Below are 12,922 nucleotides of genomic sequence, written 5' to 3'. Positions count from 1 at the left end.
AGCCATAGCACGGGCCGGGGTATAGGCTGAAATCCGCATATTCAGGCATGGTTTACCCTGCGTCTCATTTGTCGCGGGAAGGCGTGTTGATGCGTTTCTGGAAATAGTTTAATGGTAAACTAAATTTTCACCACCTGCGCCGAGAGGAACACATGGCTGCACAATCCTATGATCTGATCGTAATCGGGGCTGGCCCCGGTGGCTATGTCGCCGCTATACGTGCGGCTCAGCTTGGTCTGAAAACCGTCGTGGTCGAGCGCGAGCACCTTGGTGGCATCTGCCTGAACTGGGGGTGCATCCCGACCAAGGCATTGCTGCGGTCCTCCGAAGTGTTTCACCTGATGGAACGCGCCAAGGATTTCGGATTGAAGGCCGACAAGATCGGTTACGATCTGGACGCGGTCGTCAAGAGATCCCGTGGCGTTGCCGGGCAGCTTTCCGGCGGCATCGGCCATCTGCTGAAGAAGAACAAGGTCGCCGTGGTGATGGGTGAGGCGACGATCCCCGCAAAAGGCAAGGTCAGCGTCAAGACCGACAAGGGCACCGAAGAACTGACGGCCAAGAACATCATTCTTGCAACCGGCGCGCGGGCCCGCGAACTGCCCGGTCTCGAGGCTGACGGCGATCTGGTCTGGACCTACAAGCACGCGCTGCAACCGCCCCGGATGCCCAAAAAGTTGCTGGTCATCGGCTCGGGCGCGATCGGCATCGAGTTTGCGAGTTTCTACAACACGCTCGGGGCCGATACGACGGTGGTCGAGGTGATGGACCGCGTGTTGCCCGTGGAAGATGCGGAAATCAGTGCCCTGGCCAAGAAAGCCTTTACCAAGCAAGGCATGACCATCATGGAAAAAGCCATGGTCAAGCAACTGGATCGCGGCAAGGGCAAGGTGACCGCTCATATCGAGGTCAAGGGCAAGGTTGAGAAGCACGAGTTCGACACCGTGATTTCCGCTGTCGGGATCGTAGGAAATGTCGAGAACCTCGGTCTGGAAGCTCTGGGCGTAAAGATTGATCGCACACATGTGGTAACGGATGAGTATTGCCGCACCGGTGTCGATGGCCTTTATGCGATTGGTGACATCGCGGGCGCGCCCTGGCTTGCACATAAAGCCAGCCACGAAGGGGTCATGGTCGCCGATCTGATCGCAGGCCAGCATGCGCATCCGGTCAAGCCCGAAAGCATCGCCGGATGTACCTATTGTCAGCCGCAGGTGGCCTCGGTGGGATATACCGAAGCCAAGGCCAAGGAGCTGGGTTATGACATCAAAGTCGGTCGCTTCCCTTTCATCGGCAACGGCAAGGCCATAGCTCTGGGCGAACCGGAAGGTCTGATCAAAACCGTGTTCGACGCCAAGACAGGCGAACTGCTGGGGGCGCATATGATCGGCGCGGAAGTCACGGAACTGATTCAGGGCTATGTGGTTGGGCGGCAGCTGGAGACCACCGAAGAAGATCTGATGAACACGGTCTTCCCGCACCCGACTCTGTCAGAAATGATGCACGAAAGTGTGTTGGATGCGTATGGCCGCGTGATCCACATGTAAGGTCGTCCGCGTGTTGCGGCCGGGCAGGGGGCGCTGCCCCCGCCTTGCTGCGCGCGGCTCCCCCGGGATATTTTGGGCCAGATGAACAAGGGGGCCTTTATTCATCTGGCTGCAAATATCCCGGAGCGCGAGGCAGAGCCTCGCTGAAATCCGCTACCTGTTCAAAGCATCCAGAATGCGGGCCCACGAACGGATGCCCTTGTGGAAGCTTTTGACGTCGTATTTTTCATTCGGCGAATGGATGGCGTCGTCCTCGTTGGCATAGCCGACCAGCATCGAATCCAGCCCCAGAACGGTATTGAAGTACCCGACGACGGGGATCGAGCCGCCCATGCCGGTAAACACCGCTTCGCGGTCCCATTCGTCCGACAATGCTCTGCGCGCGGCTTCGAATTCCGGGCGATCGATATTCATGACCGAAGCGGGCGAACCTTCCAGATCGTTGTCCCAGACTACTTTTGCATCCGGGGACAGGCGATCCTCGACATGTTTGCGGATCTTGCTGCGCAGCGCGTCGGGGTCCATGTCGCCGACCAGTCGGCACGTTATTTTACAATGCGCTTCCGAAGGAATTACGGTTTTCGAACCCGCGCCGTTGTACCCGCCCCACAGCCCGTTCACCTCAAGTGTCGGACGCGCCCATTGCTGCTCGAGCGTCGAATACGCTTTTTCGCCGTGTGGCTGGGTGTATCCGACCGAGTTCAGGTAATCCGCTTCGTCGAAGCCGCAGTTTTGCCACTGACGCAACTGGTCCTGCGGCACTTCATGAACGCCTTCATAAAACCCTTCGACCGCGACACGGCCGGTTTCGTCATCATAGAATGAGGCAACGATTTTCGACAGTTCGCGCAGCGGGTTCAGGCCCGGGCCACCGTAATGGCCAGAGTGCAGATCGATGCGGGGCCCGATGATGGTGAACTCGTCCTTCAGCATGCCGCGCAGCTGTGCGGCGATCGACGGAACACCTCGCGATACCATGGATGTATCGCAAACCAGCGCCAGATCCGCTTTGAGTTCGGCCGCGTTGTCTTCGAGGAAGGGGACCAGCGAGGGTGAGCCGGATTCTTCTTCGCCCTCAAAGAAGAAGGTGATGCGGCAGGGCAGGGATCCGTGCACGGCTTTCCAGGCGCGGCAGGCTTCGACGAATGTCATCAGCTGACCTTTGTCGTCCGATGCCCCGCGCCCGCGGATGACCGGGCCGTGCTCGGTGTCTTCGATGGCGGGGTCAAACGGGTCGCGTGTCCAAAGGTTCAACGGATCGACAGGTTGCACGTCATAATGGCCGTAGAACAGGATATGCGGTGCATCTGAGTCCTCGCCCACATGGCCTACGACCATCGGGTGCCCCGGGGTTTCCCGTTTTTCTGCTGCGATTCCGATACTGTTGAGGTCGGTAACCAGCCAGTCGGCTGCACGGCTGACGTCGGCCTTGTAGGCGGGATCGGTCGAGATCGAGGGGATGCGCAGCAGCTCCATCAGGCGGTCGATCGATGTTTGCAGATCTTCGTCAATCCGGTTCAGCACGGTGTCTAGCGACATGGGGATCTCCTGCTTGTCTGTTTCCGGGCGAACCCTAGCAGCGTTGACAGCGCCGTCCAGAGCGGTTGATCTGAATTCTGCATGCGATCACAAGCCCGCGAAATCGCGCTGTGCGGGCTGCGTCGTTTCCACGCGTCCGATGGCCGGAACTATACTTGCCGTGAGCATTGCAAACTTATATTTGATGCAAATCAAAGTTGGGTTCACCTGTTCGGCTGTAACCAGCTGAATAAAGTAACACAAAGCTGCTGATACAGGTTAAGCTGTGGGATGTGGCAGACTAATTGCCCGAGGGAAACCGGAAACGGGCATTCAAGGAGGGTCCGTTGGACTATACTGCTCAGCTCGATTCAGCGATTGCCAGGCTGCATGACGAAGGACGTTACCGGACCTTCATCGATATCGAACGTCGCAACGGACAGTTTCCCCATGCAGTGCGTACGCGCCCCGACGGGTCGCAGCAGGACATCACCGTGTGGTGCGGCAATGACTATCTGGGCATGGGCCAGCACCCGGTCGTGTTGCAAGCGATGCACGAAGCGATCGACGCAACCGGCGCCGGGTCGGGCGGGACGCGCAACATCTCGGGGACAACGGTCTATCACAAACGGCTCGAGGCCGAACTGGCCGATCTGCATGGCAAGGAAGCCGCGCTGTTGTTTACCAGCGCATATATTGCCAATGACGCCACCCTCAGTACGCTGCCCAAGCTGTTCCCGGGGCTGATCATCTATTCTGACGCGCTGAACCATGCTTCGATGATTGAAGGGGTGCGCCGAAACGGGGGCGCCAAGCGCATCTTCCGTCATAACGACGTGGCACATCTGCGCGAATTGCTCGAGGCGGACGATCCCGCCGCGCCCAAGCTGATCGCCTTCGAGTCCGTCTATTCGATGGACGGTGATTTTGGTCCGATCGAAGAAATCTGTGATCTGGCCGATGAATTCGGCGCCCTGACCTATATCGACGAAGTGCACGCGGTGGGCATGTATGGCCCGCGCGGTGGCGGCGTGACCGAGCGGGATCGCCTGGCACATCGGATCGACATCATCAATGGCACTCTGGCCAAGGCCTATGGCGTCATGGGGGGCTATATCGCGGCCAGCGCCAAGATGTGCGATGCCGTGCGGTCTTATGCGCCGGGCTTCATCTTTACGACATCGTTGCCGCCGGCGGTTGCCGCAGGGGCTGCGGCATCCGTTGCATACCTGAAATCCGCGCCTGAACTGCGCGAGCAGCACCAGACTCAGGCGAAGATCCTCAAGCTGCGGCTGAAGGGAATGGGCCTGCCGCTGATCGACCACGGCAGCCACATCGTGCCTGTGATCGTCGGCAATCCGGTACACACCAAAAAGCTCAGCGACATGCTGCTGGACGATTATGGCATTTACGTGCAACCGATCAACTTCCCGACCGTTCCGCGCGGAACCGAGCGTCTGCGTTTTACCCCGTCTCCGGTGCATGGACCCGACGAAATGAACCGTCTGGTGCAGGCGATGGACGAACTTTGGTCACATTGTGCGCTAAATCGCGCCGAACTTGCCGGATAACCTAACGCCAAAGTGTGCAACGAGTTTGCCGCGTGTTAAGCTTACGCTAACAAAACGAGTAGACGAATCATTGTGGGGATGATTCGCCACTTACGCGAAATACGCGACAGGCAGAATGGGGCAGCAGGGATGATTGGGCGCAGATCTCAGCGCGAATCCGAAGAGGACGTAGATGTCAGACCAAAAGGGTTTGACGATTATGAAGTTCGCCTAGGCGACAAGATGCGCGGTGAACGCGCAACGATGGGCAAATCTCTTCTGGATGTTCAGCGCGAGCTGCGGATCAAAGCCAACTATATCGCTGCAATTGAAAACGCCGACCCCGATGCGTTTGATACACCCGGCTTTATCGCCGGGTATGTGCGTTCCTACGCACGCTATCTGGGCATGAACCCTGATGAGACCTTTGCGTCTTTCTGCCAGGAAAGCGGATTCGAGGTCGCGCATGGCATGTCCGCAGAGGCCTCGGTGGTGCGGAAGCCTTCCGGGGCTCTGCCTGCGCGCGGCCCGATGGGTCGGGATCCGTTCATTTCGCCCAATACACCCTATATTCCGGGCAAGGAGTCCCTGGTCAGCCAGATTGAACCCCGCGCAATCGGTTCGTCACTGGTATTGCTGGCGGTGATCGGTGGCATCGGCTATGGCGGCTGGGCTGTTCTGAACAGAATTCAGCAAGTACAGGTCAGCCCGGTTGAACAAGCGCCGGTGGTTCTGTCTGATCTGGATCCGCTGGATGCGGCGCGCAGCAACGTGTCGGATGATGCTGCACAGGTGGCAAGTGCCGAAGCATTGGACCGTCTCTATCGTCCGCAGGCACTGGATGTTCCGGTGCTGGTTGCGCGGGATGCTCCGATCTCGACGCTTGATCCGCGCGAGGTTGGAACTTTCCGCCCGCCCGAATTGCCGCAGTTCGAAGTGGCTGAACTGCACACGGTCGAAAAACCCGCCCTGCCGCAAGTGGTCGAACAGATCGATACCACGCTCAAGATCGTGGCTGTTGATCCGGCATGGATGCGCGTGACGGCTGCGGATGGCAGCGTCATTTTCGAAGGCACACTGGGTACCGTCGAGCAGGGCAGTGTGTTCGAAGTGCCCCTGACGGAAGAACCGCCGTTGTTGCGTGCGGGCGCATCGGGATCCGTTTACTTCGCGATAAACGGTAAGCACTACGGCCCGGCGGGTGCTCCGGGCACGGTCGCCAAGGGTGTCGTTCTGTCGAAAGACGCCGTGTCCGAGTCCTATGCCGTCGCCGATCTTGAGGCGGAACAGAACAGCGCGCTCAAGCAACTGGTGGCGGAACTGCAAACCGAGGCGACAGAAACGCCCGCCGAGTGATCTAGCCATTGCGATAACCCCGTTGCCGAACTATCTACAATCGCAACTCAGGCAGACGCGGATCCGTCCTTATGTCCCTCAATCACGTGCGCCCATGGCGCGACATCTACCGTCGTAAATCCCGTCAAATCATGGTCGGCAACGTCGCCGTTGGTGGCGATGCACCCATTGCCGTTCAAACCATGACCAACACGTTGACCACCGATGTGGCGGCGACCGTGGCGCAGGTGCAGGCGGCGGCCGAGGCTGGCGCTGACATCGTTCGCGTCTCGGTTCCTGATGAGGCGTCGTCCAAGGCGCTGAAACAGATCGTTCGGGAAAGCCCCGTGCCCATCGTGGCGGATATTCATTTCCACTATCGGCGCGGCATCGAAGCCGCCGAAGCGGGCGCTGCCTGTCTGCGCATCAATCCCGGCAATATCGGTGACGAAACCCGCGTGAAAGAGGTAATCCAGGCGGCGCGCGACCACAACTGCTCGATCCGCATCGGCGTGAACGCGGGCAGCCTGGAAAAGCACCTGCTTGAGAAATATGGCGAGCCGTGCCCCGAGGCGATGGTCGAAAGCGGGCTGGAACATATCCGCATCCTTCAGGACAATGATTTTCACGAGTTCAAGATCAGCGTAAAGGCCAGCGACGTGTTCCTGTCCGCCGCGGCCTATCAAGGTATTGCCGAGGCGACGGATGCCCCCATCCACCTGGGCATCACCGAGGCTGGGGGGCTGGTCAGCGGTACGATCAAATCGGCCATCGGCCTTGGCAACCTGCTGTGGATGGGGATCGGCGACACGATCCGCGTCAGCCTGTCTGCTGATCCGGTGGAAGAGGTGAAGGTCGGGTTTGAGATCCTCAAATCTCTTGGCCTGCGCCATAGGGGCGTCAATATCATCTCATGCCCGTCCTGCGCGCGACAGGGTTTTGATGTCATCAAAACCGTCGAGGCGCTGGAACATCGCCTTGAACACATCAAGACGCCCATGAGCCTGTCGATCATCGGTTGCGTGGTCAACGGGCCGGGCGAAGCGCTGATGACCGATGTTGGTTTCACCGGCGGCGGGGCAGGGTCCGGCATGGTCTATCTGGCCGGTAAGGCCAGCCACAAGATGTCGAACGATCAGATGATCGATCACATCGTGGAAGAGGTCGAGAAAAAGGCGGCTGAACTGGACGCGGCGGCTGAAGCGGCTGAATAGTCGGGTTCTTCGCTACATCTAAAAACCCGGCATCTGTTGTGTGGCGCAATGGATGCCGCCGCCAAGTTCTCCCAGCAGATCAACGTCAAGTGTTACGACGTCACGTCCGGGATAGTGTCTTGCAAGCGTTTCTGACGCGATCTGGTCTGTTTCCGCGTCTCCGAACCGGGCCGCAATCACACCGCCATTGCAGACGTAGTAATTGGCGTAAGAGGCGACGAAATCCGGGTTCTTGACACGGCGGTAATGCGGTTCGGGTATCACGTCCATGTCCAGGCCCGCGGCAACCAGTCGATCATGGGTGTCCAACTCGGCCATGTGGAAAGGATCATGATTGTCCGGCTTATCCGGCAAGTTGATGATGCCGCGACCGGGGCCGGAAAAGCGGGCCAGACTGTCAATGTGATAGTCGGTGATATCTTCGCCCCAGACACCTTCGGACCAGATCATGCGTTTGGCCCCATAGGCCGCCAACAACCGGGCTTCGATCTCGTCCCGAGTGAGGCCGGGATTGCGGTTGTCATTCACCCACGAGCTTTCATGCGCCATAAGTGTCCCATGCCCATCCTGCTCGACGCCACCGGCTTCGCCGATCAGCCCGGTCGGCAACAGGGGCAGACCCAGCCTTTCGGCCACTCTGCCAGCAATTTTCGCATCATGTGCGTGAACCTGCTTTCGCCCCCATCCATTGAACTGGATCTGTTTGATTGCAAGCGCACCGCGGTTGTTGATCGCGAACACCGGGCCTGCGTCCCGGCACCACAGATCTTCGGTCGGGACATCCCAAATCTCGACCGCTGCAGAAAGCCGTTTGCGGATATCTGCGTGATACTCTGATCCGGCCAGCAGTGTGACGGGCTCAAAAGCAGAGATCGTGTTTGCGATTACCGCTATGGTCCCCTGTACCATTTCCAGAAAAACGGGGTCGGGGTAGACGCTGCGGCTGACCGGCCATTGCATGAAAGTGCGATCATGCCGGGCGTCTTCGGCCGGGACGTGGAGGCCGGTTGCGGACTGCGCAATAGACTGGCCAGAGAAACCCGTCATACCCAACGCTCCTCCGGCCACCAGAAATTCTCGCCGCTTCATGGCACGTTGCCGACAAATCCGGCCTTAGCCGCGTTCGGCACGTATGCCGTCAACGATCTGCTGCATCTGATCAGCTGGCAAATAGCCACGCAACATCTCTGTGCCCAACACAAACGAAGGCGTGCCCGAGATCTGCATCCGCTGTGCCAGAGCGCGGGTGCGCGCGATCTCATCCGTGACGCGATCGCTGTCCATCGCCGCGATGATCTCGTCGCTGTTCAGCCCCAAACCGTCCGAAATGCGGCGCAGGGAAACTTCGCTTGGCTCGCCGGTGAATTCCAGCAGGGCATCATGGACCTGCTTGTACGCATCATCGCCCGCCACGTGTTTGGTGGCCACGGCAAAGCGTGAGGACAGCACGGACGCATCACCCAGGATGGGGAGTTCCTTGATCACAAGGCGGATGTTGCCGTCTTCTGACAGCAGACTGGCCACTTCGGGCACGGCCCGGCGGCAATAACCACACCGGTAGTCCATGAACTCGACCAGCGTGATGTCACCATCCGGGTTGCCACCGACCCAGCTGTACCCGTCATCGAACAGTTCATCCGAGTTGGCGGCGACCAGTTCTTTGTCCGCAGCGGCCTCTGCAACGGCATTGCGCTGTTCCAGAATGTTGATGGCTTCGAGGATCACTTCGGGATTTTCCAGCAGGTATTCGCGCACCTGGGCACCAAATTCCGCTTTTTCGGCATCGTTCATCTCGTTCAGGTCCAGCGCCTGCGCCGAGGTTGCCGCCATGGAAAGCCCCAGAAGGGCGGGTGCAGCATGTCTGAGGATCATTTCCGTTTCCTTTTGTCTTTGTTGAGTCGTTCCGACGCAATCAACACGTCTTGCGCCCTTTGCCAACCCGGTGAGCCCTCGGGCAGTCGCGCCACGGCGCGTTTCGCGTGAATTCCGGCATCTTTCAACCGCCCTTGCAGCGCATACCGCTCTGCCGTCACGGTCGATGCCATACCATCATTGCCAACCTGAGCATAGGCCACACCAAGATCCTGCAACAGCCTGGCGTTCCGGTAATCCCGGGCGCGGGCTTTTTCCAGAACGCTCAAGGCCTGTTTGGTTTGCCCCTGCGCCAGCAACGCCCGCCCGTATCCAGCCAGGATCAGCGCATCGTTCGGAGCCATTTCAACAGCGTTTCCGTACGCTTCAACAGCCGCGCCTATTTGCCTGTTTTCCAACAGAATTTGCCCTTTCAGGTCATAGTAGTACGGGTCATTCGGGCGCAGCGCCAAGGCCTCGTCGATGGCACGACGCGCGCGATCCAAATCACGGTTCTGATGATGGGCCGAAGCCTCGCGCATCAGGCGGATGTCCTGGGCGGTTTCCTCTTTGGCGCGTCGTAGCGTCCAACTGGGTGAGCGTAAAAAGGCCGACAGCTTGCCTTTGACGCGGGCAAACCAATAATCGGCATTGGCATTCGGAACCGCCTTGTCGCCGAACTCATCCAGAAACGCTTCGGCGGCGCGCAATCGTTCACGACTGGTGGGATGCGACCGCATATACGGGTCCTGATTGGCGACGCTCAGCAATTCCTGACCCGCGAATTTCCTGTGCAGCTTCACCATGCCGCTGGGGGAAATCTGAGCCCATCGCAGATAGCTTGCGGCGCTTCGGTCGGCCGAGGCCTCTTCGGCGCGGGTATGGCCCAGAAAGCTGCGGATTGCGGCGCCCTGGGTGCCTGCGGCAATACCAATGGCGGCTTCACCCCCTCCGGCCGCAGCCGCAAGCAGGGCCAGAGCGGTGCCGAGGCCCGCATTGCGCCGCGCCGCCTTCAGGTTTTCGGCGCGGCGGGCCAGATGACCATTCGCGATATGCGCCGCCTCATGCGCGATCACCGCTTGCAGCATTTCGGGGCTTTCGACCGTAAGGATCAGCCCGTAATTCAAATAGATCGCGTTGTAGTCGATGACGAAGGCATTGAACGTGTTGTCATTGACCACCAGGATTTGAACCCGGTTGGTGTTCAGGCCGGCGGCGCGCAGAACCGGAAACGCCAGCTCGCGCAGGCCATGCTCGATATCGGGGTCGCGGATCAGGCTTTGCCCATGGGATTGCGTTGCCGCCGTCAGCCAGACGACAACCGACAGTATCAGAGCCGGGATTGACGTCAGCCGGGATACGCGTTCAAAAGCCATGGCTGCAACATGGGAGATGGGCATGAGAAACTCAACCCGGTCCGAGGTCGATCCCTTCATCGTGATGGACGTTATGGAGGCCGCGCGCCGTGCGGAAGAAGCGGGCCGCCATGTGATCCACATGGAAGTTGGCCAGCCCGGAACCGGCGCACCCAAGGGCGCGACCGAGGCGCTGGCGAAAGCGATGGATCAAAGCCCGTTGGGCTATACGGTGTCCCTGGGCTTGCCTGCGCTGCGAAAGCGTATCGCGCGGCTTTATGGGGATTGGTACGATGTGGACCTGAACCCGGGGCGCGTGATCATCACGCCCGGATCGTCCGGCGGGTTTCTGCTGGCTTTCACGGCATTGTTCGACAGCGGGGATCGGGTTGGAATCGGTGCGCCGGGATATCCGTCCTATCGCCAGATTCTCAGGGCACTTGGATTGGAACCGGTCGATCTGCCGACCGCGCCTGAAAACCGTCTGCAACCCGTTGCAGCGGATATTCAGGGAATGGGCCTGAAGGGTCTGATGGTGGCCTCTCCGGCGAATCCAACCGGCACGATGCTGGACCGTGCCGCCATGGGGTCGCTGATCGAAGCCGCACACGGGCAGGGGGCGTCTTTCATCAGCGACGAAATCTATCACGGTCTGGAATATGAAGCCAAAGCCGTGACGGCGCTTGAACTGACGGATGAGTGCTATGTGATCAACTCGTTTTCCAAGTATTTCTCGATGACCGGTTGGCGCGTGGGGTGGATGGTCGTGCCCGAGGATCAGGTGCGCGTGGTCGAGCGGATATCCCAGAACATGTTCATCTGCGCGCCGCATGCCAGTCAGGTCGCGGCACTGGCCGCGATGGACTGCGAGGACGAGTTGCAGGCCAATCTGGACGTGTACCGCCGAAACCGCGCGCTGATGCTGGAAGGCCTGCCCAAGGCGGGCTTCACGAACATCGCGCCGCCGGACGGGGCGTTTTACGTCTATGCCGACGTGTCCGATCTGACCGATGACAGCCGCGCATTTGCGGCCGAGATTCTGGACAAGGCCGGTGTCGCGGTCACGCCGGGTCTGGATTTCGATCCGCAACGCGGCCATACGACGTTGCGGTTTTCCTATGCGCGTTCGACGGTCGACATTCAGGACGGGCTGGAACGGTTGCGCCTGTTCATGACCGAGCGGAAGGCGATCGGGGAACCTGCCTGAGCCGTTCACAAATCAGCCCGTGTGGTATAGGCTGCCCGGCAAGCGATCTCGGGAAAACTTGAGGCCATGAGCAGGATCATCTTTTGCATCGCCCTGATATGGGCGCTGGCAGGCAGTGTCGTCGCGCAGGATTTCAGCGCGCTGGCACGCATTCAACCTGACCAAAGCCGCATCACGGATGTGGGGCGAACCGGCGTTCGCGTGGATATCGGCCTGAGCCAGGGGGTGCCGTACCGGGTTTTCACCTTGCAGGATCCGTACCGGATGGTTCTGGACTTCAACGAAGTGGACTGGACCGGGCTGAACCGAACGGATTTTCTGCAATCCGAACGCGTCAGCGGCGTGCACTTCGGGGCCTATGTTCCGGGTTGGTCGCGGCTGGTGTTGGAACTGGGCGCACCGATGGCCGTAGACACAGCCGAGCTGTCGGTGGCCGAGGATTCGGGGGCGGCGCTGCTGTCTCTGAACCTCAAGGGCACGGATTTTGACACGTTCAACGCAACCGCAGGTGCGCCGCGCAATCCGGGTTGGGACTTGCCGGAACCGGCTGATGTGCCGCAGGCACCTTCGCGTTCCGCGGACCGGCCGTTGCGCGTAATGCTCGATCCGGGGCATGGCGGGATCGATCCGGGCGCCGAAACCTATGACGTTGATGAAAAAACCCTGATGCTGACCTTTGCCCGCGAACTGCGCGAAGTGTTATTGCGATCAGGAGGTTACGAGGTGGTCCTGACCCGCGTTGATGATCAGTTCGTCTCGTTGGAACGTCGGATCGCCCTGGCGCATCGGGCTGGCGCGGATCTGTTCATTTCGCTGCACGCGGATTCCCTGTCGGAAGGGCAGGCCCATGGGGCGGCCGTCTATACCCTGTCTGCCGATGCTTCGGATGTGGCCAGTTCAAAACTGGCTGAACGACATGACCGGGGGGATTTGATCTCGGGCATCGATCTGAATGGTGCCGATGATCAGGTGGCTGATGTTTTGCTTGATCTGGCGCGCCAGGAAACGATGCCGCGGACCAGGTCGCTGGCCAGCGCGATCGCCAACGGAATGGCCCAGCAGGGCGGGCCGATGAACCGCAAACCGTTGCGGACCGCGTCTTTCTCGGTGCTCAAGGCGGCCGATATTCCGTCTGTTTTGATCGAGCTTGGGTTCCTTTCCAGCCCCAGAGACCGAGAAAACCTGAGAAATTCGGAATGGCGGGCGAATATGGCGTTGGGGATCTTTCAGGGGATCGAAGACTGGCGTCAGCAGGATGTGATCCGCAAATCCCTGATTGGCCAGTGACCTTACGGCGCAAAACGGCTAGAATGCGCTTGGTGTTTTGACCCTTGGGCGGTGCAAC

The 12,922-nt window shown here is 59.7% G+C and carries 10 protein-coding genes; 6 read left to right on the top strand and 4 right to left on the bottom strand.

Going from position 1 to position 12,922, the window contains the following annotated elements:
* The first annotated feature begins 152 nt into the window (after positions 1–152).
* Positions 153–1,547: a dihydrolipoyl dehydrogenase gene (gene lpdA, locus AC2FF8_RS02520; RefSeq protein WP_171328054.1), complete on the top strand. Its 1,395-nt coding sequence runs from the start codon at positions 153–155 to the stop codon at positions 1,545–1,547.
* A gap of 153 nt (positions 1,548–1,700) precedes the next feature.
* Here the strand turns inward: lpdA and AC2FF8_RS02515 are convergent, their stop codons facing one another.
* The gene (locus tag AC2FF8_RS02515) at positions 1,701–3,086 is read right to left on the bottom strand and encodes a dipeptidase (protein ID WP_496878848.1); all 1,386 of its coding nucleotides are present in this window, start codon (positions 3,084–3,086) and stop codon (positions 1,701–1,703) included.
* A gap of 326 nt (positions 3,087–3,412) precedes the next feature.
* Between AC2FF8_RS02515 and hemA the strand changes: the two genes are divergently transcribed.
* The 3 genes from hemA (at position 3,413) to ispG (ending at position 7,164) form a co-directional block, all read left to right on the top strand.
* Positions 3,413–4,636: a 5-aminolevulinate synthase gene (gene hemA, locus AC2FF8_RS02510; RefSeq protein ID WP_170343967.1), complete on the top strand. Its 1,224-nt coding sequence runs from the start codon at positions 3,413–3,415 to the stop codon at positions 4,634–4,636.
* 129 nt (positions 4,637–4,765) lie between these two features.
* The gene (locus AC2FF8_RS02505; protein WP_496872072.1) at positions 4,766–5,971 is read left to right on the top strand and encodes a helix-turn-helix domain-containing protein; all 1,206 of its coding nucleotides are present in this window, start codon (positions 4,766–4,768) and stop codon (positions 5,969–5,971) included.
* Positions 5,972–6,042: 71 nt separating this feature from the next.
* Complete coding sequence (gene ispG / locus AC2FF8_RS02500; protein WP_170343969.1) at positions 6,043–7,164, top strand: flavodoxin-dependent (E)-4-hydroxy-3-methylbut-2-enyl-diphosphate synthase; 1,122 nt, start codon at positions 6,043–6,045, stop codon at positions 7,162–7,164.
* A gap of 18 nt (positions 7,165–7,182) precedes the next feature.
* Here the strand turns inward: ispG and AC2FF8_RS02495 are convergent, their stop codons facing one another.
* The 3 genes from AC2FF8_RS02495 to AC2FF8_RS02485 are packed head-to-tail and all read right to left on the bottom strand — an operon-like array spanning position 7,183 to position 10,415.
* Positions 7,183–8,253, bottom strand: coding sequence for an agmatine deiminase family protein (locus tag AC2FF8_RS02495; protein WP_496878847.1), 1,071 nt, complete (start codon positions 8,251–8,253; stop codon positions 7,183–7,185).
* Between the two features lie 24 nt (positions 8,254–8,277).
* Positions 8,278–9,036, bottom strand: a complete 759-nt coding sequence (locus AC2FF8_RS02490) for a DsbA family protein (RefSeq protein WP_496878846.1) — start codon at positions 9,034–9,036, stop codon at positions 8,278–8,280.
* Positions 9,033–10,415, bottom strand: coding sequence for a M48 family metalloprotease (locus AC2FF8_RS02485; RefSeq protein ID WP_496878845.1), 1,383 nt, complete (start codon positions 10,413–10,415; stop codon positions 9,033–9,035). The genes AC2FF8_RS02490 and AC2FF8_RS02485 overlap by 4 nt, the downstream gene beginning before the upstream one ends.
* On the opposite strand from AC2FF8_RS02485, the gene AC2FF8_RS02480 reads away from it, so the two are divergent.
* Together AC2FF8_RS02480 and AC2FF8_RS02475 are read left to right on the top strand one after the other, a co-directional pair.
* The gene (locus tag AC2FF8_RS02480; RefSeq protein WP_496878844.1) at positions 10,414–11,577 is read left to right on the top strand and encodes a pyridoxal phosphate-dependent aminotransferase; all 1,164 of its coding nucleotides are present in this window, start codon (positions 10,414–10,416) and stop codon (positions 11,575–11,577) included. The two genes, AC2FF8_RS02485 and AC2FF8_RS02480, sit on opposite strands and share 2 nt — an antisense overlap.
* A 66-nt stretch (positions 11,578–11,643) precedes the next feature.
* A complete protein-coding gene (locus AC2FF8_RS02475) occupies positions 11,644–12,864 on the top strand; it encodes an N-acetylmuramoyl-L-alanine amidase (RefSeq protein ID WP_496878843.1) in 1,221 nt (406 codons plus the stop codon).
* Positions 12,865–12,922: the final 58 nt, after the last annotated feature.

It is taken from the genome of Ruegeria sp. YTSA144 (assembly GCF_059610125.1).
This window is presented reverse-complemented; position numbering and strand designations above follow the sequence as displayed.

Bases quoted from the DNA above. Each gene is read 5' to 3' on its own strand.
- AC2FF8_RS02505 (WP_496872072.1), top strand. From the start codon at position 4,766: ATGATTGGGCGCAGATCTCAGCGCGAATCCGAAGAGGACGTAGATGTC.
- AC2FF8_RS02490 (WP_496878846.1), bottom strand. From the start codon at position 9,036: ATGATCCTCAGACATGCTGCACCCGCCCTTCTGGGGCTTTCCATGGCG.
- ispG (WP_170343969.1), top strand. From the start codon at position 6,043: ATGTCCCTCAATCACGTGCGCCCATGGCGCGACATCTACCGTCGTAAA.
- lpdA (WP_171328054.1), top strand. From the start codon at position 153: ATGGCTGCACAATCCTATGATCTGATCGTAATCGGGGCTGGCCCCGGT.
- AC2FF8_RS02515 (WP_496878848.1), bottom strand. From the start codon at position 3,086: ATGTCGCTAGACACCGTGCTGAACCGGATTGACGAAGATCTGCAAACA.
- AC2FF8_RS02480 (WP_496878844.1), top strand. From the start codon at position 10,414: ATGAGAAACTCAACCCGGTCCGAGGTCGATCCCTTCATCGTGATGGAC.
- AC2FF8_RS02475 (WP_496878843.1), top strand. From the start codon at position 11,644: ATGAGCAGGATCATCTTTTGCATCGCCCTGATATGGGCGCTGGCAGGC.
- AC2FF8_RS02495 (WP_496878847.1), bottom strand. From the start codon at position 8,253: ATGAAGCGGCGAGAATTTCTGGTGGCCGGAGGAGCGTTGGGTATGACG.
- AC2FF8_RS02485 (WP_496878845.1), bottom strand. From the start codon at position 10,415: ATGCCCATCTCCCATGTTGCAGCCATGGCTTTTGAACGCGTATCCCGG.